The following is a 274-nucleotide window of genomic DNA, read 5'->3' on the forward strand; positions in this document are numbered from 1 at the left end:
TGGCCGGCCAGCCGGCCCAGGCCGCGCCGCGGCAGGGCGCGGAGTCGCTTGCCGCCGCCTTCGACCGGGCGGCGGCCCGTTCCGACGTGCCGCGTGACCTGCTCGCCGCGCTCGGGTACGCCGAGACCCGGCTGGACGGTCACCACGGCGAGCCCAGCGCCTCCGGCGGGTACGGCGTGATGCACCTGACCAGCAACCCGAAGGTGCGGACCCTCGACGAGGCCGTGCGCCGTGCCCGACTGGACCGCACCGAACTGCGCACCCGTGACGCGGC

1 pseudogene is annotated in these 274 nt (G+C 77.4%); it reads left to right on the forward strand.

From position 1 onward, the window contains the following. Positions 1 to 274 (forward strand): annotated as a pseudogene (locus C5N14_RS31580) (amidase); the annotation flags it as partial.

It is taken from the genome of Micromonospora sp. MW-13 (assembly GCF_003434305.1).
GTDB lineage: Bacteria > Actinomycetota > Actinomycetes > Mycobacteriales > Micromonosporaceae > Micromonospora.